The sequence below is a fragment of the Streptomyces sp. NPDC003034 genome, from assembly GCF_053591375.1.
In genome coordinates this window covers 118,835-139,097 of record NZ_JBSFTS010000017.1, presented here as the reverse complement: position 1 = coordinate 139,097, position 20,263 = coordinate 118,835, and the positions used below count along the sequence as shown (strand labels likewise).

The following is a 20,263-nucleotide window of genomic DNA, read 5'->3' as shown; positions in this document are numbered from 1 at the left end:
GGAGACCACCACCGTGTGGGACACCCCGGGGGTGTTGTCCACGAAGTTGGTGATCAACCAGTTCAGGTTCTGTGCCGCCTGGCTCATCGAGCTCAACTATCGCTCCTGCTGGTAAGTGGGGTCGATGTGGTAACTGCCGGTCGTCGGGCCGCTGTTGCCCGCCTGACGACCCTGCTGGATACCGCGTCGGAGGTTGGTCAGGCGGCCGCGGACATCGTCCGGCGCACGCGAGACCTGAGGACCGGGCTGGGCCTCGGACTGCTGCTGCGCGGTGCCGGCCACGAGGTTCGCCCGCGGGACCCGGCGGGGCAGCCCCGAGGTCGTGATACCGCCGGCGGCGGGCTGGCGCACGCGCTCGGCCTGCCGCATCAGCTCGTCGTTCGGCGAGGACCGCCAGCTGACGGTCGGCATGCTCGCGCCCGTCGCCGGGGCGGGCTCGGCCGCACGCTCCTGACCGCGCTGCGGTCCGGACTGCTGCGGCTGCTGGGGTGCGGCCACTGCGTTCGCGGGGGGCTGCTGCCCCTCCTCACGGAACCAGTTCGACTCCAGCGTGTCGAAGATCGGGCTGCGGCCGTCGCCGGAGCCGGGCGCCGCGGGCAGCGCCTCCGGCCGGTGGGCCTGCGGCAGCCGCGGAGCCAGGGGCTGCTGCGGCTGGCCGTGGTCCGGCTGGCCCTGGTGCGGCTGGTGGGTCTGCGGCTGGTGGGTCCGGGGCTGGTGGGTCTGGGGCTGGGGGGAGAAGCCGCCGACCCCGGGGCCGCCGGGCCGCTGCGCCTGGGTGCCGGGGCGGGCGAACTGCCCGGTCGAGGAGGGATCCGCGGGTCCGCGCAGCTCCGGACGCTCGAACTGGCCACCGGAGCCCGCCTGCGGGAACCCGCCGGCCGGGCCGTTGCCGCCGTCCGCCTGGGGCAGCGGTGCGTTGAAGTCCGGCCGGGGGAACTCGGCCGTCGTACCGGGACCCGACAGCTCGTCGTGGCCGCGCGCCTGGTCGGCGCCCCAGCTGGTGGTCTGCGGGCTCGAAAGCTCCGGGCGGCCGGGGGCCGCGCCCCCGCGCGGAGGCAGCTGCGGCCGGGAGCCGGACGGAGCCTGAGCGGCGCCCTGCTGCGACTGCTGCTGCGGCCGCTCGAAGCCGTTGCCCTGCGGGAAACCGGCCTGACCGGAGGTGGTCGGCGAGGCCGGACGGCCCTGCGGAGCACCGGCACCAGCCGCCGGACCACGGCCCGGCAGCGGAGCACCGGAGCCGAAGGAGGCCGGACCGCCCTGGCCGCCCTGGCCGCCCGGACCGGCGGTCGGCGCACCGTGCTGCGGACGGCCACCGGTGGCACCGGGACCGCCCTGCTGCTGGGCCCGGCCGCCCTGCGGTCCCTGCGGACGCTGCTGAGCGGTGGCGCCGTCGCGGCCGGGCAGAGCGGCGCGCTGCGAGCCACCGGCGACCTGACCGCGCTGCGGACCCGCGCCCATGGGCGCACGTCCGCCCGCACCGGCCACGGAAGCCTGTCCACCGGGAGCACCCTGGCCGCCCGCGGGACCGCCCTGACCGCCCTGGCCCGCCGTCGGAGCCGGCTTCTTGCCGCCCTGGGCGACGTCCACCGGAAGCATGACGAGGGCCGTCGTACCGCCCGAGTCGGAGGGGCGCAGCTGGATGCGGATGCCGTGTCGCAGGGACAGGCGGCCGACCACGAACAGGCCCATGCGGCGGGAGACGGAGACGTCCACGGTCGGCGGAGCGGCGAGCCGCTCGTTGATCGCGGCGAGGTCCTCGGGGGAGAGGCCGATGCCGGTGTCGTGGATCTCGACGAGCACCCGGCCGTCGGGCAGCGCGTGCCCGGTGACCTTCACCTTGGTCTGGGGGGAGGAGAACGAGGTGGCGTTCTCCAGCAGCTCGGCGAGGAGGTGCACGAGGTCGTTGACGACCCGGCCGGCGACATCGGTGCCGGGCACGGAGGACAGTTCGATGCGCTCGTACTGCTCCACCTCGGACGCGGCGGCGCGGAGCACGTCGACGAGCGGGACGGGGCGGGTCCACCGGCGGCCCGGCTCCTCGCCCGCGAGGACGAGGAGGTTTTCGCCGTTGCGGCGCATGCGGGTCGCGAGGTGGTCGAGCTTGAAGAGCGAGGACAGCTGGTCGGGGTCCGCCTCGCGCGACTCCAGCTCGGAGATGAGCGAGAGCTGGCGCTGGATGAGACCCTGCGAGCGGCGCGAGAGGTTGGTGAACATCGCGTTGACGTTGCCTCGCAGCAGGGCCTGCTCGGCGGCGAGGCGGACGGCCTCGCGGTGCACGTCGTCGAAGGCCGCGGCCACCTGGCCGATCTCGTCGCGCGTGTGCAGGCCGACCGACTCCACGGTCGTGTCGACCTCCTGCGGGTCGGACTCCGACAGCTGCTTGACGAGCTCGGGGAGCCGGTCCTGGGCCACGCGTGTCGCGGTGTCCTGCAGGCGGCGCAGCGAGCGGATCATCGAGCGGGCCATGACGAAGGCGCCGACGAGGGAGACACCGAGGACGAGGAGGATCAGGGCACCGTTGATGATGGCGTCCTGCTGCGACTCGTTCTTGAGCTCGCGGGCCTTCTGCTCCATGTCCTCCAGCAGCGACAGCTCGATGACCTTCATCTGCGCGAGCTTGACGCCGTCGGCGTCGTACCAGTCCATCCAGGACCGGTACTGCGTCTCCTTCTCGAACTGCCCCTCGTGGGTCAGGACGCGGCGAGCGTAGTGGTTGGCGGTGGTGATCTCCGGGTTGCCCTCGCCGAGCGATGCGAGGAGTTCCTCGGGCCGGCCCTGGTAGACGAGCTCGAAGGTGGCCCTGGACTGGGCCTCACCCTTGAACGCGGAGAGCGCGTAGAGGCGGTCGTTCTCCTTCAGGGCGCCCCGCTCGGCGCTGCTGGCGGGGAGGGACGCGGCGATGATCGCGCGCTGGATGGAGGCGTACTCCTTGGCGGAGGAGAAGGCCGCCAGGGCGCGCGTACGCTTGATCATCTCCGGGCTGGAGGTGGCCTGGGCCATGTCCTGGGAGAGCGAGAGCAGCGCGACGATCAGCGAGTTGTACTCGGTGACGGTCTGCTGGGCGCCGCTGGCGTACGCCTTCCGGCGGATGTCCTCGATGCTGGCGAGCTGGCGGCCGATCTGCAGGATGTTGTTGCGGATCGACTTGAGGGTCTCGTCCTTGTCCTTCGCGCCGTCGACCTTGTCGGTCGCGGCGCCGAAGGCGATGACGGCCTGGTCGGTCTGCTCGCGGACGTCCTGTACGAGGCTGTTGGGCTTGCCCGACTTGTCGACCGACAGCGGACCCGCGGACTTGTCCCGCTCCTCCTGGAGCACGGCGGCGAGGTTGGTCGCCTGCCGGGTCATCGTCGTCAGGAGCTGCATGTGCTCCATCTGCGAGATGTCGTTCAGCGAGTCGTTGATGCGGAAACCACCGAGCGTGGTGGCGGCGACGACCGGCAGGGTCAGCAGCGACACCAGTCGCGTGCTGATGCGCCAGTTCTGCATGGCGAGGCGAGAGCCGGACCCGCTGGGGGCCTTCGGTATCGCCGCGTCCTGCTCGACCGCGCCCGTCTTGGCCCTGGCCTTGACGGACTTCCCGCGGCCCTGCGCCTTCACCGCGGAGGAGTCGCGGCCCGGGCCTTCGACAGCCGGCCCGCGGTTCTGGGCGTGCTGGGGCGAGGAGCCACGGTCGGTCCCGCCACGCGGCTCCTGCTCCGCCGCGGCGTCCCCTCGGCCCTTGCGGGCTTGGGGAGACCCCATTCCATCCCTCTTGAATCGTCCCTGCACTAGCGTCGCAACCTCTGGACCAGGCGTCCCGCCGGGCGACCGGTGGGACGGTGTCGAGTCGTGGGGCCAAGGGCCCCATGGTGGTCGTCGGTGACCGGCGCGTCTCCCTCTCCTTGCCGCCGCGCTCGGCGCTGAGTCGCGCCACCTGCGCGCCGGCTGATTTCCGCGGCGGTCCCGCGAATTCCAGCACAGAGGAGGATCTCCAACAAGGTGCGCGTGTCGGCCCGAAGAGTCGGTGACCGGTCGTGACGGGAGTGCTACGCCACGTGCTTCTCTTTCGGGAGGAATCGGACTTACACCGCCCAAACATCGCGCCTGTCAAGGTGTCCCAGTCGAGATGATCAGGAGCGGAATGGCGCATTCAGTGGCACAATGTCCGTTTCGCGGTGCGGAATTGACTGTCCGTTATGCCGCTAATGCCCGGTGACTGGTGAGCAAACTCACACACCCGTGGCCATTACTTCCCGGTTCGACGGGGGATTCAGATGTTTAGCCTTGCCTCTTCCAGGGTTGGCGCCGGAGTTGGCGCCAACCGCAACCGACACCGACAGAGCAGACCGAGGGCCCCAGACTCACATGAAGACGACGACGATGTTCCGCAACATAGCCAACCCGCGCCGCACCACCCTCGCGCACCTCAAGGACGCCGAGGAGATGCAGGCGCCGCCGGCGCCGGAGCACGCCGCCGAGCTGCCCGCCCAGACCGCCAACCCGCGCCGCACCATCCTGATGGACGCGCCGGTCGCCGCCTCCGCGCCGTAGCCACGCGGACGAGGAGCGCGAAGCGCCGCTGCCCGCCGCGTTAGCCTGGGGTCCACAGACTCCAGCCAGCGGAAATACAGAGGGGCAGACGCAACACGTGCGCATCGCCAGGTTCTCGATCGACGGTAATGTCGCGTTCGGCGCGGTCGAGGGCGCCGGCGCCCCCGGCGACGCGGGGGAGCTCGTCCTCGACATCATCAAGGGCATCCCGTTCGCGGACTTCGAGCTCTCCGGTACGAAGGTCCCGCTCAGCAAGGTGCGGCTGCTGCCGCCCGTGCTCCCGAACAAGGTCGTGGCCGTCGGTCGCAACTACGCGGAGCACGCGGCGGAGCTCGGCAACACCGTCTTCGACGACCAAGGCCGTCTGGAAGCCCCCATCACCTTCTTCAAGCCCTCCACCTCGGTGGTCGGCCCGGGCGACCCGATCACGTACCCCTCCTTCACCCAGGACCTCCACCACGAGGCGGAGCTCGCCGTCGTCATCGGCCGCATGTGCCGCGAGGTGCCCAAGGAGCGCGTCAAGGACGTCATCCTCGGCTACACCTGCGCCAACGACGTCACCGCGCGCGACGTCCAGCAGCGCGAGAAGCAGTGGGCCCGCGCCAAGGGCTTCGACAGCTCCTGCCCCCTCGGCCCCTGGATCGAGACCGATCTGGACCCGAGCGACCTGACCATCCAGTGCACGGTCAACGGCGAACAGCGCCAGCTCGGCCGCACCAGCGACATGGTCCGGTCCATCGAGGACCTGATCGTCCACATCAGCGAGGCCATGACGCTGCTCCCCGGCGACGTCATCCTCACGGGGACCCCGGCCGGAGTCGGTCCCCTCAACGTCGGCGACGAGGTCGCCGTCACCATCGAAGGCATCGGCACTCTCACCAACAAGGTGATCAAGCGTGGTTAACGGACCCTCCCCCGAGCTCTCCGCTCAGCGCGAGCAGGGGGTACCCCCTCGCGTACGTTTCTGTCCCTCCCCGACCGGCAACCCCCACGTGGGCCTGGTCCGCACCGCCCTGTTCAACTGGGCGTTCGCCCGCCACCACGGCGGCACGTTCGTCTTCCGCATCGAGGACACCGACGCCGCCCGCGACTCCGAGGAGTCGTACGAGCAGCTGCTCGACTCGCTGCGCTGGCTCGGCTTCACCTGGGACGAGGGCCCCGAGGTGGGCGGCCCGCACGCCCCGTACCGCCAGTCCGAGCGGATGGACATCTACGCGGACGTCGCGAAGAAGCTGATCGACGGCGGCTACGCGTACAACTGCTACTGCACCACCGAGGAGCTCGACGCCCGCCGCGCGGCCGCCCGCGCGGCCGGCAAGCCCTCCGGCTACGACGGCCACTGCCGCGAGCTGACCACCGTGCAGGTCGAGGCCTACGAGGGCGAGCACCGCTCCTCCATCGTCCGCTTCCGGATGCCGGACGAGCCGATCACCTTCACCGACCTGGTGCGCGGGGAGCTGACCTTCACCCCGGAGAACGTGCCGGACTTCGGCATCCTGCGGGCCAACGGCGCGCCGCTGTACACGCTCGTCAACCCGGTGGACGACGCGCTCATGGAGATCACCCACGTGCTGCGCGGCGAGGACCTCCTGTCCTCGACCCCGCGCCAGATCGCCCTGTACAAGGCGCTCATCGAACTGGGCGTCGCGCAGCGGATCCCCGCCTTCGGCCACCTGCCGTACGTGATGGGCGAGGGCAACAAGAAGCTCTCCAAGCGCGACCCCGAGGCCTCGCTCAACCTCTACCGCGAGCGCGGCTTCCTCCCCCAGGGACTGCTGAACTACCTCTCGCTCCTCGGCTGGTCCTTCTCCAAGGACCAGGACGTCTTCTCGATCGAGGAGATGGTCGAGAAGTTCGACATCGACGGGGTGAACGCCAACCCGGCGCGCTTCGACCTCAAGAAGGCCGAAGCGATCAACGCCGACCACATCCGCATGCTCGACCCCAAGGACTTCGCGGACGCCTGCGCCCCGTGGCTCCGCGCCCCGCACGCCAACTGGGCGCCCGAGGACTTCGACGCCGAGGCCTGGGCGCGCATCGCGCCCTACGCCCAGACCCGGGTCACCGTCCTGTCGGACATCACCGCCAATGTCGACTTCCTCTTCCTGCAGGAGCCGGTCTTCGACCAGGCCTCCTGGGACAAGGCGATGAAGGGCGACCCGGCCGCGCTGCTCACCACGGCGCGCGAGAAGCTGTCGGACGCCGACTGGGCGGACCCGGAGTCCCTCAAGCAGGCCGTCCTGACCGCCGGCGAGGCCCACGGCCTCAAGCTCGGCAAGGCCCAGGCCCCGGTGCGCGTGGCCGTCACCGGCCGCACGGTCGGCCTGCCGCTCTTCGAGTCCCTGGAGATCCTGGGCAAGGACAAGTCCCTGTCCCGCATCGACGCGGCCCTGGCCAGGCTCGCCGCCTGAGCCCTCCCGTACGTCCCGCAGGGGGCGGCAGCCGGATCCCCGGCCGCCGCCCCCTGCGGCATGACGGGCGGTCGCGCCCGCCCGCCGCTTCTTCCGCATCCCCGCACATCGGGGCCCCGCCATGTCGTAGCGTCGGAGGCATGCCGATCCGCGCCGTGCTCTGGGACATCGACGACACGCTGTTCGACTACACGGGTGCCGATACGGCGGGGCTCGCGCGGCACCTCGCCGAGGAGGGACTGGGGGAGCGGTACGGGTCCCCGGGCGCGGCCCTCGCGCTGTGGCGGGAGGCCACCGTCCGGCACTGGGACCGCTTCGCGGCCGGCGTGGTCACCTTCCAGGACCAGCGCCGCGACCGGGTGCGGGACTTCCTCGGGGCCCCGGCGATGACCGACGGTGAGAGCGACACCTGGTTCGACCGGTACGTCGAGCACTACAAGGCCGCCTGGGCGCTCTTCCCCGACGTGGTGCCCGTACTGGACGCCCTGGCGGCCGGCTACCGGCACGGGGTGCTCTCCAACTCCTCCGCCGCGAACCAGGACCCCAAGCTGCGCCGGCTCGGGCTGCGCGAGCGGTTCGAGGTGCTGGTGTGCGCCGCGGAGCTGGGGGTCAGCAAGCCCGAGGCGGCGGCTTTCCTCGCCGCGTGCGAGGCGCTCGGACTGCCACCGGGAGAGGTGGCCTACGTGGGGGACCAGCCGGAGATCGACGCGCGCGGCGCCCGGGACGCCGGGCTTGTGGCGGTCTGGCTCGACCGCGACGGCGGGCGCGGACCGGGGCCCGACGGCGTGCACCGGATTGCCGGGCTCGACCTGCTCCCGCAGCTGCTGGCACGGGATACCCGTTTTGGAGCACGGTCGGCCATCCGGTAATGTTCTTTCTGCGCCGCCGGAGCGGGCCGAAAGGCCGGACGGAGGCGCCACCCGAATGAAAACCCCTCAAGGGTTGACTTTTGGTGGGGTATGGTGTAATTGGCAACACGAGGGTTTCTGGTTCCCTTATTCTAGGTTCGAGTCCTGGTACCCCAGCGCAGTGCAGTAGCAGTGCTTAAGCCCCCGTTGTGTAGCGGCCTAGCACGCCGCCCTCTCAAGGCGGTAGCGCCGGTTCGAATCCGGTCGGGGGTACAGATCCTTCCCGCGAGATCTCCAGGGTCGCACCCGGACGTCTTGATGCAGGATCGCTAGGGCCCCCGTTGTGTAGCGGCCTAGCACGCCGCCCTCTCAAGGCGGTAGCGCCGGTTCGAATCCGGTCGGGGGTACGTTGGTCTGGTCTAGACCACATTGGGCTATAGTGTAATTGGCAACACGAGGGTTTCTGGTTCCCTTATTCTAGGTTCGAGTCCTGGTAGCCCAGCGCAGTAACAGCAGCACCAGCTAGCCCCCGTTGTGTAGCGGCCTAGCACGCCGCCCTCTCAAGGCGGTAGCGCCGGTTCGAATCCGGTCGGGGGTACCCATGGAAGAGGCCCTCCGCGATCATCGCGGAGGGCCTCTTCGCTGTTCCCGGCCCCGCCGACGTGGACGCGGACGCAAGTGCGGGCCCGGAGGCGCGTGTTCGGACGTGTGCGGCGTCGTACGCGCCCCCGGACCCGGGGGAGTGGAGTGGAGTCCGGCGGACCGGGAGGGGATCAGCCGGAGCGGCGCAGGGCCTCCGTGAGGCGGGCGGCCGCGTCGATGACGGCCTGGGCGTGCATCCGGCCCGGGTGGCGGGTCAGGCGCTCGATCGGCCCGGAGACCGAGACCGAGGCCACCACGCGGTTCGACGGCCCGCGCACCGGCGCCGAGACGGAGGCCACGCCGGGCTCCCGCTCGCCGATCGACTGCGCCCAGCCGCGGCGCCGTACGCCCGAGAGGGCCGTCGCCGTGAAGCGTGCGCCCTGAAGGCCTCGGTGGAGCCGCTCGGGCTCCTCCCACGCCATCAGGATCTGCGCGGCCGAGCCGGCCTTCATCGGGAGCGTGGAGCCGACCGGGACGGTGTCCCGCAGGCCGGACAGCCGCTCCGCGGCCGCCACGCAGATGCGCATGTCTCCCTGACGGCGGTAGAGCTGCGCGCTCTCCCCCGTCACGTCCCGGAGGTGGGTCAGTACCGGTCCCGCCGTGGCCAGCAGGCGGTCCTCGCCGGCCGCGGCGGCGAGCTCCGCCAGCCGCGGGCCGAGGATGAACCGGCCCTGCATGTCCCTCGCCACCATCCGGTGGTGTTCCAGTGCCACGGCAAGGCGATGTGCCGTGGGTCGTGCGAGCCCTGTCGCCGCGACCAGCCCGGCGAGGGTGGCCGGACCGGACTCCAGTGCGCTCAATACCAGAGCTGCCTTGTCGAGAACGCCGACGCCGCTAGAGTTGTCCATGAAACGATATTCGCGTCTCACACTGTGAAACGCAAGTTCAATTTTTCCAAGAACGAGCGAGTCTGTATGTGCGGGTCCACGAACCACTGGGTCCGAGCCGTCGCCCGGCACGTGGGGTACGGGCGATCAGGCGCACCACATCTCTAAGAAGCGCCGGCACAACCGGCCGGCCGGAGGGAAAGCGATGGGTAGGACACTCGCGGAGAAGGTCTGGGACGACCATGTCGTCCGGCGCGCCGAAGGCGAGCCCGATCTCCTCTTCATCGATCTGCACCTGCTGCACGAGGTCACCAGCCCCCAGGCCTTCGAGGGCCTGCGGCAGGCCGGGCGCAAGGTCCGGCGCCTCGACCTCACCATCGCGACCGAGGACCACAACACCCCCACGCTCGACATCGACAAGCCGATCGCCGACCCGGTCTCCCGGGCCCAGCTGGAGACGCTGCGCAAGAACTGCTCCGAGTTCGGAGTGCGCCTGCACTCGCTGGGTGATGTGGAGCAGGGCGTCGTCCACGTCGTGGGACCGCAGCTGGGTCTGACCCAGCCCGGCACCACCGTGGTCTGCGGCGACTCGCACACCTCCACGCACGGCGCCTTCGGCGCGCTGGCCTTCGGCATCGGCACCAGCCAGGTCGAGCACGTGCTGGCCACCCAGACGCTGCCCCTGGCCCGCCCGAAGACGATGGCGATCACCGTCACCGGCGAGCTGGGTGAGGACGTCACCGCGAAGGACCTGATCCTGGCGATCATCGCCAGGATCGGCACCGGCGGCGGCCAGGGCTACATCCTGGAGTACCGCGGCGAGGCCATCGAGCGGCTGTCGATGGAAGCCCGGATGACCATCTGCAACATGTCGATCGAGGCCGGCGCCCGCGCGGGCATGATCGCTCCCGACCAGACCACCTTCGACTACCTGCGGGGCCGCGACCACGCCCCCGCCGGCGAGGACTGGGACGCGGCGGTCGCGTACTGGAAGACCCTGCGCACCGACGACGACGCCGTCTTCGACGCCGAGGTCGTCATCGACGGCACGACCCTCGCCCCCTTCGTCACCTGGGGCACCAACCCGGGCCAGGGCGCGCCGCTGTCCGCCAGCGTCCCCGACCCGGCTTCGTACGAGGACGCTTCGGAGCGCATGGCCGCCGAAAAGGCCCTGGAGTACATGGGGTTGACCGCCGGCCAGCCGCTGCGGGACATCAGGGTCGACACCGTCTTCGTAGGTTCCTGCACCAATGGCCGCATCGAGGACCTGCGCGCCGTCGCCGGGATCATCGAGGGCCGCAAAGTCGCCGACGGCGTACGGATGCTGGTCGTCCCGGGCTCCGTCCGGGTGGCCCTGCAGGCCGTGGAAGAGGGCCTCGACAAGGTCTTCAAGGAGGCCGGCGCCGAATGGCGGCACGCGGGCTGCTCGATGTGCCTGGGCATGAACCCCGACCAACTCGCGCCCGGCGAGCGCTCCGCGTCCACCTCCAACCGCAACTTCGAGGGCCGGCAGGGCAAGGGCGGGCGCACCCACCTGGTCTCCCCGCAGGTGGCCGCCGCCACCGCGGTGCTGGGCCATCTGGCCTCGCCCGCCGACCTGTCCGACGCCACCGCGACCGCCGGAGTCTGAGAACCATGGCCATGGAAGCCTTCACCACCCACACCGGCCGCGCCGTCCCGCTGCGCCGCAGCAACGTCGACACCGACCAGATCATCCCGGCCCACTGGCTGAAGAAGATCACCCGCGACGGGTTCGAGGACGGGCTCTTCGAGGCCTGGCGCAAGGACCCGGCGTTCGTCACCAACCAGCCCGAGCGCGCCGGCGCGACCGTGCTGGTCGCCGGCCCCGACTTCGGTACGGGCTCCTCGCGCGAGCACGCCGTATGGGCGCTGCAGAACTTCGGCTTCAAGACGGTCATCTCCTCCCGCTTCGCCGATATCTTCCGGGGGAACTCGCTGAAGAACGGTCTGCTGACCGTCGTGCTCCCGCAGGAGACCGTCGAGCGGCTGTGGCAGCTGACCGAGGCCGACCCCACCGCGGAGATCACCGTCGACCTGGTCGACCGCCAGGTGCGAGCGGAAGGCGTCGTCGCGGAGTTCGAGCTCGACGACAACGCCCGCTGGCGCCTGCTGGAGGGGCTGGACGACATCTCCCTCACCCTTCAGAACGAAGCGGACATCGCCGCGTACGAAAGCACCCGCCCGGTCTTCAAGCCGCGCACGGTCAGGCTCTGATTCCAGCCTGATCAGCGCTTATTCGCTTTTGGCCGATCACATCGGCAACACTGTGCCCCCCGCCTCCCGGCGGGGGGCACAGCCGTTTGTTGAGGCCCTGTGAGGCGACAACTCGCCCCAGATGGCACAATCTGTGCATGGAACGCGACAGTCAACTCAAGCTCTACGAACTCGTCGCGGACCGGCTGAAAGAAGCACACACACGGGTGCGCTCACTGCAAGTCCCGGAGGGCGTAAGGATGGCGCTGTCCCGGAAGCTGTTGGTCGTCACGGCCGCGGCGAAGCATGATCTCGCCGATGCGGCACGGCGCCTGGACAGGTTGATGAAGGACCTCGACGAGGGTCGATTCCCTGAAGGCGACTGATGCGAAGGAACTCCGTAACGGCCTACAGCGTTGCGGCACTAGGGTGATTAGCCCGTTTCGTGTTTGATTTGCGGTATATATCCGCCTAACGTGCGAAATAAGCTTGAACACATTCGTTCTGGCGAAGTCTCCGAAGGGGAAGACGTGAACAAGGCGCAGCTCGTAGAAGCGATTGCCGACAAGCTGGGCGGCCGCCAGCAGGCCGCGGACGCTGTCGACGCGGTACTGGACGCCATCGTCCGCGCGACCGTCGCGGGCGACCGGGTGTCGGTCACGGGCTTCGGCTCGTTCGAGAAGGTCGACCGTCCGGCCCGCTACGCCCGCAACCCGCAGACGGGTGAGCGCGTCCGGGTCAAGAAGACCTCGGTCCCGCGCTTCCGCGCGGGCCAGGGCTTCAAGGACCTCGTCAGCGGCACCAAGAAGCTCCCCAAGGGCGGCGAGGTGTCGGTGAAGAAGGCGCCCAAGGGCAGCCTCTCCGGGCCGCCCCCCACCATCGCCAAGGCGGCCAAGAAGGCCACCGCGAAGCGGACCGCGGCCAAGTCGACGGCCTCGAAGACCACGGCGGCGAAGAAGACCACCGCGAAGAAGACCACGGCGACCGCGAAGAAGACCACGGCCAAGACCGCCACGGCCAAGAAGACCGCCCCGGCGGCCGGCACCACCGCCAAGAAGGCGGCCCCGGCCGCCAAGAAGACCACGGCGACCGCCAAGAAGACCGCTCCGGCGGCCAAGAAGGCCACCGCGACGAAGGCGCCCGCCAAGAAGACGGCGACGCGCAAGGCCACCGCGAAGAAGACCACCGCCCGCGGCAAGTAAGGGCACGAGTCACACACGCCGGGCCGGCTTCCCCGCCGAGGGGAAGCCGGCCCGCGGTGCTGTCCCGGCCGGCCGGCCGTGCCGCCCCGGCCCGCAGGCCAGAGGGCAGAGGGTCAGAAGGTCTGCAAGGTCACCAGGGTGATCCGCAGGTCCGCGCCCTCGCCGTCCGTCTCGATCCGCACGCGCTGCCCCGGGCGCAGCATCAGCAGCCCGCCCGCGTCGAACGCCGCGGCCTCGAAGGGCACCGGAGTGCCGTCGTCCAGCAGCACACTGCCGCTGCGGGTCTGGGAGTCGTACGTGTACGCGGTCGCCTGCATACCGGCACTGTATCGGGCCGTGTGCGGGCCGACGCCGAGGGCGAGGGCCGTCCGCAGATCAGCCGCCGTGTCCACGTCCCGGCGCACGCTGTCGACCCCCGACAGCGAGATCTCCACGGCCCCCGAAGCCGAATGCCGGGCCCGCGACGGGCCGCCGAACGAGGGGGTCAATTCCTCCTCCGCGGCAGCGGAAAGCAAGGTCGTCCCGATTCCCTCCGCGTCCGCCAGAAATGCCCGCGGAAATACCGAAGCGGTATCGAGCACGCGTAGCAATTCGGGCGGGCGCAGCGCGGGAAGGTCCGCGTTCATCGCGGCCACGGCGGCCCGCGGACGGTCCCGGCGTATCACCCGCACCCCGTGGGCCAGCGCCGCGTTGAGACCCGCGCCCGGGGCGTCCGGCACGATGCGCGCGCCCAGCCTGGCCAGCTCCGCCGCGGCCAGCCCGTCGTCCGTGACGACCACCACATCCGCCACGGAGGCGCAGGCCAGCGCCCCGGCGACGGTGTCCTGGGCGAAGGCCAGCGCCAGCCCCGGACGCGAGGCGCCCACGGCTCCCGCGAGACGGCTCTTGGCCAGCGACAGCGGTTTGAGCGGCACCACCAGACTCCACACGGCGTTCGCGGCCGACCCCTTCCCTCCGGTGCGCCACGGCCCGTTCGCGCGCCGTGATCGGATCACGGCCCAGCCGTGCGTGGGCCCATTGTCACCTTCCCCCCGGCGGCCCGGGACTTCCGCGGGGTGAGCGGGGCGTACGGTGTTCTCGACAGAGACCGGGCCTGGAGCCACACTTGTCCGGCCGACGAGGTGCCCACGCCGCGCACCGGTCCTAGAGGAAGGTGTCCGAGTGTCCCGCCGCAGAATCGGCTTCTGGTACCGCCTGGCGGCGGTCATCGCGAAACCGCCGCTGGTAGTGCTCTTCAAGCGGGACTGGCGGGGAATGGAGCACATTCCGGCCGAGGGCGGATTTATCACCGCCGTCAATCACAACTCGTATCTGGACCCGCTCTCCTACGCCCACTTCCAGTACAACACCGGCCGGGTGCCCCGATTGCTCGCCAAGGCCGCCCTCTTCAAGGTCCCTATTGTCGGCGCGATCCTGCGCGGCTCCGGACAGATCCCGGTCTACCGGGAGAGCACCAACGCCCTGGACGCATTCCGGGCGGCGGTGGAGGCGATCGAGCGCGGCGAATGCGTGGCCTTTTACCCGGAAGGCACCCTCACCCGCGACCCGGACATGTGGCCGATGGCCGGCAAGACCGGCGCCGCCCGCGTCGCATTGATCACCAAGGCGCCCGTCATTCCGGTGGCCCAGTGGGGCGCGAACCTCGCGATGCCGCCGTACGCCAAGCACAACAAGCTCCGGCTCTTCCCCCGCAAGACCCTCCAGGTACTGGCCGGACCGCCGGTGGACCTCACCGCCTTCTACGACCGCGACCCCACGCCGGACGTGCTCAAGGAGGCCACCGAGGTCATCATGGCGGCCATCACCGAGCTGCTGGAGGAAGTACGGGGCGAAACCGCGCCCGGAGAGCTGTACGACCATCGCAAGGCCAGGGCGGAACAGCGGCGCAAGGCCGCAGGGGAGGGCATGAAGTGACACGTCCCGTGAAGGCAGCCGTCTACGGAACGGGCTCCTGGGGCACCGCCTTCGGCATGGTGCTCGCCGACGCCGGCTGCGAGGTGACCCTGTGGGGCCGCCGCCGCGAGCTGGCCGAGGCCATCAACAGCGGCCGCACCAACCCGGACTACCTGCCCGGCGTGGAGCTCCCCGCCAACGTCCGCGCCACCACCGACCCCGCCGAGGCGGCGCACGGCGCCGACTTCACGGTGCTCGCCGTCCCCTCCCAGACCCTGCGCGAAAACCTCGCCGCATGGGCGCCCCTGCTGGCCCCGGACACCGTGCTCGTCTCCCTCATGAAGGGCATCGAACTCGGCACCGCCAAGCGGATGAGCGAGGTCATCGAGGAGGTGGCCAAGGTCCCGGCCGAACGCGTCGCCGTCGTCACCGGACCCAACCTGGCCCGCGAGATCGCCGCCCGGCAGCCCGCCGCCTCCGTGGTCGCCTGCGTGGACGAGGCCGTGGCGCAGCGCCTCCAGGCCGCTTGCCACACCCCGTATTTCCGTCCGTACACCAACACCGACGTCGTCGGCTGCGAGCTCGGCGGAGCCGTCAAGAACGTCATCGGCCTCGCCGTCGGCATCGCGGACGGCATGGGGCTCGGCGACAACACCAAGGGCTCGCTCATCACCCGCGGCCTCGCCGAAACGACCCGTCTGGGCCTGGCGATGGGAGCCGACCCGCTCACCTTCTCCGGCCTCGCGGGCCTCGGCGACCTCGTCGCCACCTGCTCCTCGCCGCTCTCCCGGAACCACACCTTCGGCACCAACCTCGGCCGCGGCATGACCCTGGAGCAGACCATCGCGGTCACCAAGCAGACCGCCGAGGGGGTCAAGTCCTGCCAGTCCGTGGCCGATCTGGCCCGCCGCTACGGTGTGGACATGCCGATCACGGACACCGTGGTGGACATCGTCCACCACGGCAAGCCGACCCTGGTCGCGCTCAAGGAACTGATGGGACGCAGCGCCAAACCGGAACGCCGCTGACTCCGTTCCTGACCTCCGAGCGGGTACCCTCGTGGCGATATGAGCAGCGAGAACCTCCCCCAGAGCCCTGAGCAGCAGGGCCGCAAGCCCCGTGTGGCCGTCGTGTTCGGCGGCCGCAGCTCGGAACACGCCATCTCGGTCGTCACGGCGGGCGCCGTGCTGCGCTCCATCGACCGGTCCAAGTACGAGGTGCTGCCCATCGGCATCACCACGGACGGCCGGTGGGCGCTGACCGCCGACGAGCCCGAGCGGATGGCCATCGCCGACCGCCGGCTACCCAGCGTCGAGCAGCTCGCCGAATCCGAGGAGGGCAGCGTCGTCCTCCCGGTCGACCCCGCCAACCGCGAGGTCGTCTACACCGAGCCGGGCGCCGTCCCCAAGGCCCTGGGCGAGGTCGACGTCGTCTTCCCCGTCCTGCACGGCCCGTACGGCGAGGACGGCACGCTGCAGGGCCTCCTGGAGCTCTCCGGCATCCCGTACGTCGGCTCGGGCGTCCTCTCCTCGGCCGTCGGCCAGGACAAGGACTACATGAAGCGGGTGTTCACCTCCTTCGGGCTGCGCGTGGGCCCGTACGTGACCATTCGCCCCCGCGAGTGGGAAGCCGACCGGGACGCCGCCCGCGGCAGGATCCTGGACTTCGCGGCCGAGCACGGCTGGCCGCTGTTCATCAAGCCCGCCCGGGCCGGCTCCTCCATCGGCATCACCAAGGTCGACGACGCCTCCGGTCTGGACGAAGCCGTCCAGGAGGCCCGCCGCCACGACCCGAAGATCATCGTGGAGGCGCTGCTGCGCGGCCGCGAGATCGAGTGCGGGGTCCTGGAGTTCGAGGACGGGCCGCGGGCGAGCGTGCCCGCCGAGATCCCGCCGGTCTCCAGCCACGACTTCTACGACTTCGAGGCGAAGTACATCGACTCCGCCTCCGGGATCGTGCCCGCCCCGCTGACCGCGGAGCAGACCGCCGAGGTGCGCAGGCTCGCCATCGAGGCCTTCGACGCCGCGTCCTGCGAGGGGCTCGTGCGCGCCGACTTCTTCCTCACCGAGGACGGCACCTTCGTCATCAACGAGATCAACACCATGCCGGGATTCACTCCGATCTCCATGTACCCGCGGATGTGGCAGGAGTCGGGCATCGAGTACCCGGAGCTGGTGGACCGCCTGATCCAGGCCGCGCTGCGCCGCTCCACCGGGCTGCGCTGAGCGCGGCCGAGGGCCCCCGTACAGCCGACCGCCCGCCGGGATCCCGGCGGGCGGCGGTGTGCGGGCGGAGGTGTGCGGTCAGGGGTGCGCGGTCAAGGGTGCGCGCCGGGTCGGCGGTACGGGCGGCGGTGTGCGGTCAGTACGAGGAAATGCCCTCGGGCATCGTCGCGGCCACGGCGGTGGAGAGGTCGACCAGCATCCCCGCGTCCGTGGCGTGCTCCTTGTCGACCCGGACCTCCGTGTACGCCATCCGCATCCCGGTGGTGAAGCGGAAACCGCCCCCGGCCTCGGCGGGGAGCTCCTCCAGCAGCCAGGCCACGCCGTTGACCTCGACCCCCTCCTGCTTCGGATCCGCCATCGCGGGGGGCTTGGGGATACCGCACCGCAGTACGATCGCCGAGCCGCCCCACGCGGCAGTCAGCGGGGACCGCGGTTCCACCGTGGTCCGCGCCAGGTCGGCCACCTTCTCCGGAAGCTCCTCGTGCAGTGCCGCACAGAGCTTCGCGACGTCGGCGGGCGGCGTGGGCGGCGGATCCACCCGGGCCTCGGAACCGCCCGGCGCACACCCCGCGAGGGCCAGCAGGGCCATCAGGGCGGACAGACGCAGGGGCCGGCGGTGGAGGGACATCACCGGCCAAGAGTAGACGGGGCTACAGATGGACCACCGGGCAGGTCAAGGTGCGGGTGATGCCCTCCACCTGCTGGACCCTGGCGACCACCAGGCGGCCGAGGTCGTCCACGGTGTCGGCCTGGGCGCGCACGATCACGTCGTACGGGCCCGTCACGTCCTCGGCCTGGATCACCCCCGGGATCTCTGCGATGGACTCGGCGACGAACGACGCCTTGCCCACCTCGGTCTGGATGAGGATGTACGCCTGTACCACGGAACCTCCAGGGCGGCCACGAGGATCATTTCCCCTACCCTTCCGGTGGGCCCTGGCAGAGCGGGCGGGCCCGGGGAAGAAGGGACGCCACGGTACCGCGTCACCGAGCGCCGCGGGGAGATCTTTTCCCCACGTGCCGTGGGGATGTCCCATGAGCCCGGCTGCGCGCACGGCGGGGCGTACGGAGAGCAGAAGTTGACGTATCTGTTGACGGTACCCAGAGCTGTGACGGCTCGCGACCGCAAGCGGACTGGGCAAGAAGGGGCACAGCGATGAAGGGCACTGTCGGCGAGCTGGGGGAGTTCGGGCTCATCAGGGAGCTCACCTCACGGCTCACCACCACCCCGGCGGTCCGGCTCGGACCGGGCGACGACGCCGCGGTCGTGTCGGCCCCCGACCGGCGGGTCGTGGCGAGCACCGACATCCTGCTGGAAGGCAGGCACTTCCGGCGCGACTGGTCCACGGCCTACGACGTCGGCCGCAAGGCCGCCGCGCAGAACCTCGCGGACATCGCGGCCATGGGCGCGGTCCCGACCGCGCTGCTCCTGGGCCTGGTCGTTCCGGCCGAGCTGCCGGTCACCTGGCCCACCGAACTGATGGACGGCATCCGCGACGAGTGCCAGGTCGCCGGCGCGGCCGTCGTGGGCGGGGACGTCGTACGCGGGGACACCATCACCGTGGCGATCACCGCCCTCGGCGACCTGCGCAACCACGAGCCCGTCCTGCGCTCCGGCGCCCAGCCCGGCGACGTCGTCGCCGTCACCGGCTGGCTGGGCTGGTCCGCCGCCGGATTCGCCGTGCTCTCGCGCGGCTTCCGCTCCCCGAGGGCCTTCGTCGAGGCGCACCGGCGCCCCGAGCCGCCGTACCACGCGGGCCCCGCGGCCGCCGGACTCGGCGCCACCGCCATGACCGACGTCAGCGACGGTCTGATCGCCGACCTCGGGCACATCGCCGAGGCCAGCAAGGTACGGATCGACCTGCGCTCGGGGGCCGTCGACATCCCGACCCAGATGCACGACATCGGACAGGCCGTCGGCGTGGACCCGCTGCAATGGGTGCTCACCGGGGGAGAGGACCACGCGATGGTGGCGACCTTCCCGCCCGACGTGAAACTCCCCGCCCGCTGGAAGGTCATCGGGGAGGTGCTCAACCGCTCCGCGCTGCCCCAGGTGACCGTGGACGGCGCGCCCTGGACGAGCACCGGCGGCTGGGACCACTTCGGGGCCGACCCCGCGCCCGAGGAGACGCCGCGATGACGCGGCCGCCGCTGTGCCTGACCGTCGCCGGATCCGACTCCGGCGGTGGCGCGGGCATCCAGGCCGACCTGAAGACCATGCTGGCGCTCGGCGTGCACGGCATGAGCGTGGTCACCGCCGTGACCGCCCAGAACTCGCTCGGGGTACGAGGAGCCTGGGAACTGCCCGCCGAGGCCGTCAGCGCCCAGTACCGGGCCGTGGTGGACGACATGGGCGTGGACGCGGTGAAGACCGGGATGCTGTCCTCCACCGCACTCGTCACCACGGTCGCGGAACTGCTGGCCGGCACCCGGGCCCCGGTCGTCGTGGACCCGGTCGGGGTCTCCAAGCACGGGGACGCGCTGCTCGCCGCCTCCGCGCTGGACGCCGTACGCGCGGAGCTGCTGCCGCGCGCCACCGTGGCCACCCCCAACCTCGACGAGGTGGAGCAGCTCACGGGGCTGGTCGTGGAGAGCGAGGACGACATGCGGCGGGCCGCCGACGCGATCCTCGGCTACGGGCCGCGGTGGGCGCTGATCAAGGGCGGGCACCTGACCGGCGGGCACGAGGCCGCCGACCTGCTCACCGACGGGGACCAGCACATCTGGCTGCGCGCTCCCCGCAACGGCAACCGGCACACCCACGGCACCGGCTGCACCCTCGCCAGCGCCCTCGCCGCCCAACTGGCCAAGGGGCACGACGTGCCGCGGGCCGCCCGCGAGGCCAAGGCGTACGTCACCGGCGCCATCGCGGCCGGCTTCGCGCTCGGCGGCGGCATCGGCCCGGTGGATCACGCCTGGCGGTGGCGCTGAGCTTCCCGCCGGGCCCCGGCCCCGGCCCCGGCCCCGGACATAGCAGAAGGCCGGTTCACCAGGGGTGAACCGGCCTTCGATACTTCTGGCAACCGGAAGGGCTGCGCTACGACGTGAGGCGTCAGCGCGAGACCTTGCCGGCCTTGATGCACGAGGTGCAGGCGTTGAGGCGCTTCGGCGTCCCATTGACCACGGCACGGACGCGCTGGATGTTCGGGTTCCAGCGACGGGACGTGCGGCGGTGCGAGTGGGAGATGCTGTTGCCGAAGCTCGGCCCCTTGGCGCAAACGTCGCAGTTGGCAGCCACAGGTCACTCCAAAGACTTCAGATGCACTTACAGTGAAACCCGGCGCACCGGATCAATGATCTGAAGTGGTTTGCCGGGGGGAATGGCCCGACTCTCATCGGGCAACCGGAGCAGCATACAACGTCTGTCCCGGTCCAAGAAAACTACCATGGCGACCGCCGGCCCCGCCCCGTGGTCCCGACCGCCCGTCCGTCCTTGGTTACCCTGCGGTGAACCACGGCCCGCACAAGGAG

Annotated in this window: 18 protein-coding genes, 5 tRNA genes and 2 pseudogenes; 18 read left to right on the top strand and 7 right to left on the bottom strand. The window is 70.9% G+C overall.

From position 1 onward, the window contains the following. Positions 1–96: pseudogene (locus ACWDX7_RS18725) on the bottom strand (roadblock/LC7 domain-containing protein); the annotation flags it as partial. Continuing rightward, positions 97–3,741 (bottom strand): nitrate- and nitrite sensing domain-containing protein, encoded by a 3,645-nt coding sequence (locus ACWDX7_RS18720; protein ID WP_451751049.1) that lies wholly within the window; start codon positions 3,739–3,741, stop codon positions 97–99. A gap of 603 nt (positions 3,742–4,344) precedes the next feature. Here ACWDX7_RS18720 and ACWDX7_RS18715 point away from each other — a divergent pair. The 9 genes from ACWDX7_RS18715 (at position 4,345) to ACWDX7_RS18675 (ending at position 8,387) form a co-directional block, all read left to right on the top strand. Beyond that, positions 4,345–4,530: a hypothetical protein gene (locus ACWDX7_RS18715; protein WP_451489947.1), complete on the top strand. Its 186-nt coding sequence runs from the start codon at positions 4,345–4,347 to the stop codon at positions 4,528–4,530. Positions 4,531–4,627: 97 nt separating this feature from the next. After that, the gene (locus tag ACWDX7_RS18710; RefSeq protein ID WP_451489946.1) at positions 4,628–5,434 is read left to right on the top strand and encodes a fumarylacetoacetate hydrolase family protein; all 807 of its coding nucleotides are present in this window, start codon (positions 4,628–4,630) and stop codon (positions 5,432–5,434) included. Further along, positions 5,427–6,941, top strand: coding sequence for a glutamate--tRNA ligase (gltX, locus tag ACWDX7_RS18705; RefSeq protein ID WP_451489945.1), 1,515 nt, complete (start codon positions 5,427–5,429; stop codon positions 6,939–6,941). Before ACWDX7_RS18710 ends, gltX begins: the two co-directional genes overlap by 8 nt. A 140-nt stretch (positions 6,942–7,081) precedes the next feature. Beyond that, positions 7,082–7,810, top strand: a complete 729-nt coding sequence (locus ACWDX7_RS18700; RefSeq protein WP_451489944.1) for an HAD family hydrolase — start codon at positions 7,082–7,084, stop codon at positions 7,808–7,810. Between the two features lie 84 nt (positions 7,811–7,894). After that, a tRNA-Gln gene (locus tag ACWDX7_RS18695) sits at positions 7,895–7,966 on the top strand. Between the two features lie 23 nt (positions 7,967–7,989). Continuing rightward, positions 7,990–8,062: transfer RNA gene (locus ACWDX7_RS18690), tRNA-Glu, on the top strand. A gap of 61 nt (positions 8,063–8,123) precedes the next feature. Then, a tRNA-Glu gene (locus tag ACWDX7_RS18685) sits at positions 8,124–8,196 on the top strand. 23 nt (positions 8,197–8,219) lie between these two features. Continuing rightward, positions 8,220–8,291, top strand: a tRNA-Gln gene (locus ACWDX7_RS18680). A 23-nt stretch (positions 8,292–8,314) separates the two neighbouring features. Continuing rightward, positions 8,315–8,387 (top strand) — tRNA-Glu (locus ACWDX7_RS18675). A 175-nt stretch (positions 8,388–8,562) separates the two neighbouring features. Here the strand turns inward: ACWDX7_RS18675 and ndgR are convergent. After that, positions 8,563–9,279: an IclR family transcriptional regulator NdgR gene (gene ndgR / locus ACWDX7_RS18670; protein WP_007266782.1), complete on the bottom strand. Its 717-nt coding sequence runs from the start codon at positions 9,277–9,279 to the stop codon at positions 8,563–8,565. Between the two features lie 184 nt (positions 9,280–9,463). On the opposite strand from ndgR, the gene leuC reads away from it, so the two are divergent. From leuC to ACWDX7_RS18650, 4 genes are all read left to right on the top strand, one after another. After that, positions 9,464–10,888 carry a 3-isopropylmalate dehydratase large subunit gene (gene leuC / locus ACWDX7_RS18665; protein ID WP_451489943.1) on the top strand — a complete coding sequence of 475 codons (1,425 nt, stop codon included), beginning with the start codon at positions 9,464–9,466 and terminating at the stop codon, positions 10,886–10,888. An 11-nt stretch (positions 10,889–10,899) separates the two neighbouring features. Beyond that, on the top strand, positions 10,900–11,493 hold the full coding sequence (gene leuD / locus ACWDX7_RS18660) for a 3-isopropylmalate dehydratase small subunit (protein ID WP_451490044.1): 594 nt from the start codon (positions 10,900–10,902) through the stop codon (positions 11,491–11,493). A gap of 137 nt (positions 11,494–11,630) precedes the next feature. Then, positions 11,631–11,858, top strand: coding sequence for an SCO5555 family protein (locus ACWDX7_RS18655; protein ID WP_451489942.1), 228 nt, complete (start codon positions 11,631–11,633; stop codon positions 11,856–11,858). Between the two features lie 144 nt (positions 11,859–12,002). Then, on the top strand, positions 12,003–12,674 hold the full coding sequence (locus tag ACWDX7_RS18650; RefSeq protein WP_451489941.1) for an HU family DNA-binding protein: 672 nt from the start codon (positions 12,003–12,005) through the stop codon (positions 12,672–12,674). 314 nt (positions 12,675–12,988) lie between these two features. On the opposite strand, the pseudogene cofC reads toward ACWDX7_RS18650, so the two are convergent. Further along, positions 12,989–13,603, bottom strand: a pseudogene (gene cofC, locus ACWDX7_RS18645) (2-phospho-L-lactate guanylyltransferase); the annotation flags it as partial. A 232-nt stretch (positions 13,604–13,835) separates the two neighbouring features. Between cofC and ACWDX7_RS18640 the strand changes: the two are divergent. Genes ACWDX7_RS18640 through ACWDX7_RS18630 form a run of 3 tightly spaced genes read left to right on the top strand, consistent with a single transcriptional unit; the run spans position 13,836 to position 16,792 of the window. Then, positions 13,836–14,588, top strand: a complete 753-nt coding sequence (locus ACWDX7_RS18640; RefSeq protein ID WP_451489940.1) for a lysophospholipid acyltransferase family protein — start codon at positions 13,836–13,838, stop codon at positions 14,586–14,588. Beyond that, positions 14,585–15,595 (top strand): NAD(P)H-dependent glycerol-3-phosphate dehydrogenase, encoded by a 1,011-nt coding sequence (locus ACWDX7_RS18635; protein ID WP_451489939.1) that lies wholly within the window; start codon positions 14,585–14,587, stop codon positions 15,593–15,595. The genes ACWDX7_RS18640 and ACWDX7_RS18635 overlap by 4 nt, the downstream gene beginning before the upstream one ends. A gap of 39 nt (positions 15,596–15,634) precedes the next feature. Next, positions 15,635–16,792, top strand: a complete 1,158-nt coding sequence (locus tag ACWDX7_RS18630) for a D-alanine--D-alanine ligase family protein (protein WP_451489938.1) — start codon at positions 15,635–15,637, stop codon at positions 16,790–16,792. A gap of 136 nt (positions 16,793–16,928) precedes the next feature. Here the strand turns inward: ACWDX7_RS18630 and ACWDX7_RS18625 are convergent, their stop codons facing one another. Then, on the bottom strand, positions 16,929–17,420 hold the full coding sequence (locus ACWDX7_RS18625; protein WP_451489937.1) for a DUF3515 domain-containing protein: 492 nt from the start codon (positions 17,418–17,420) through the stop codon (positions 16,929–16,931). 22 nt (positions 17,421–17,442) lie between these two features. Next, positions 17,443–17,676 carry an Lrp/AsnC family transcriptional regulator gene (locus tag ACWDX7_RS18620; RefSeq protein WP_451489936.1) on the bottom strand — a complete coding sequence of 78 codons (234 nt, stop codon included), beginning with the start codon at positions 17,674–17,676 and terminating at the stop codon, positions 17,443–17,445. A 272-nt stretch (positions 17,677–17,948) separates the two neighbouring features. On the opposite strand from ACWDX7_RS18620, the gene ACWDX7_RS18615 reads away from it, so the two are divergent. Beyond that, positions 17,949–18,932, top strand: a complete 984-nt coding sequence (locus tag ACWDX7_RS18615) for a thiamine-phosphate kinase (protein ID WP_451489935.1) — start codon at positions 17,949–17,951, stop codon at positions 18,930–18,932. Next, complete coding sequence (thiD, locus tag ACWDX7_RS18610) at positions 18,929–19,723, top strand: bifunctional hydroxymethylpyrimidine kinase/phosphomethylpyrimidine kinase (protein ID WP_451489934.1); 795 nt, start codon at positions 18,929–18,931, stop codon at positions 19,721–19,723. Before ACWDX7_RS18615 ends, thiD begins: the two co-directional genes overlap by 4 nt. A gap of 121 nt (positions 19,724–19,844) precedes the next feature. Here thiD and rpmB read toward each other — a convergent pair whose 3' ends face one another. Next, positions 19,845–20,030, bottom strand: a complete 186-nt coding sequence (rpmB, locus tag ACWDX7_RS18605) for a 50S ribosomal protein L28 (RefSeq protein WP_073911113.1) — start codon at positions 20,028–20,030, stop codon at positions 19,845–19,847. Between the last annotated feature and the right edge of the window lie 233 nt (positions 20,031–20,263).